Origin of the sequence: Polaromonas sp. CG_9.7, from assembly GCF_015752205.1 — a bacterium.
Lineage (GTDB): Bacteria > Pseudomonadota > Gammaproteobacteria > Burkholderiales > Burkholderiaceae_C > Polaromonas.
Window position 1 is genome coordinate 1 of the sequence record NZ_JADOVG010000047.1, and the last position, 1,657, is coordinate 1,657.

Here is a 1,657-nt window from a genome sequence, read left to right on the forward strand (position 1 = left end):
CCCCCCTGTGTCAGACTACATGTCGCCTCTAAAAAGTTCTTTTTAGAAGCACAGACACCCATGAAAACAAACTATTCCGACGCATTTGTCGAACAAGCCATCATCAAGCTGCTGTCCCGTGGAGAGCGCACGATTGAGTCCGTTGCCCAGGAGCTGAACATCAACTACCACACAGCCAGGAACTGGGTCAAAAAAGGAATGGCAAACAAAGCCGGCATTTCGCAGGCAAAGGAAAAGCGCCCTCAGGACTGGACCGCCCAGGAGCAACTGCTGGCCTTGCACGAAACCCATGGCTTATCAGGCGAGGCCCTGCAGGCAGGGTGCCGTGAGCACGGGTTATTTGCCCATCACCTGACGAGCTGGCAAGCGGCGTTCTGCGCGCCAACGAAAGCGGTTTCAGGCACGGGCGAGCTACGCAATCTGCAAGATGAAAACGAGCAGCTCAAGCGTGAACTGGTGCGCAAGGAAAAAGCCCTGGCAGAGGCAGCGGCTTTGCTGATTCTGCAAAAAAAGTTCCGTGCGCTGTGGGAGGACGAGGTCAAATGACCGCCCTCGCGCAGCGCCGCCAAGTCATGGGTCTGGTGGCCGACGCCACTGCGGCAGGCGCCCGCCGGGATAGAGCATGCGCGGCGATTTGCCTGAGCGAGCGCACACTGCAGCGCTGGCAGCGCGACGAATCCCAAGGAGACCGACGCCCCGCGCGGGTGCAAGTTCCCATGAATCGGCTCAGTGCACTGGAGCGCCAGGGCTTGCTGGCAGTCGCCAACTCCGAGGAATTTGGTCACTTGGCGCCCAGCCAAATCGTTCCCCGACTGGCTGACCGGGGCCAGTACATCGCTTCCGAGTCGACCTTTTACCGCGTGCTCAGGGCCGAGCGCCAGCTCCAGCACCGTGGCGCAGAACGACCCAAGCAGCCGCGCAGCAAGCCGCGTGCGCTGCGCGCCACGGCGCCCAGGCAGCTGTTCAGCTGGGACATCACCTACCTGCCCACGCGCGTCATGGGCCGGTACTTCTACCTGTACCTGTTCCTCGATATCTTCAGCCGAAAAATTGTCGGCTGGCAGGTTTATGAGGTTGAGAGCAGCGAACTGGCCAGCGAGGTCATGCCGGGCATCTGCCTGCGGGAAAACATCCGCCCCCAGCAGGTGGTGCTGCATTCGGACAATGGCAGCCCGATGAAGGGCGCAGCCATGCTGGCCACCTTGCAGGCACTGGGCGTGATGCCTTCGCTCAGCCGCCCGGCCGTCAGTAATGACAACCCCTATTCCGAATCGCTCTTCAAGACGCTCAAATACCGTCCCGACTATCCGCGCCAATCGTTCGAGCACCTGCTGGCGGCCCGCCAGTGGGTGGGTGGGTTTGTGCGCTGGTACAACTTGGAACATCGACACAGCGCTATTCGTTTCGTCACCCCCCAGGAGCGCCATGCAGGCCAGGACGGCGCGCTGCTGTCAAAGCGCACAGACGTCTATGAAGCGGCAAAGGCGGCCAACCCCCAGCGCTGGAGCGGCGCCACGCGCAACTGGCAGCCCGTGAGCGTCGTTCACTTGAATCCCGATCAGCAAGTGGAAACCGACCAAAAGGAGGACGACAAGGAGTACAAAAAAGCCGCCTAACTTCAGCCTCACAGGCGACAAGTAGCTTGACATTCACCGGT

1 pseudogene is annotated in these 1,657 nt (G+C 60.8%); it reads left to right on the forward strand.

What is annotated here, in order from left to right:
* The first annotated feature begins 60 nt into the window (after positions 1–60).
* Positions 61–1,616: pseudogene (locus tag IWX87_RS19425) on the forward strand (IS3 family transposase).
* Positions 1,617–1,657: the final 41 nt, after the last annotated feature.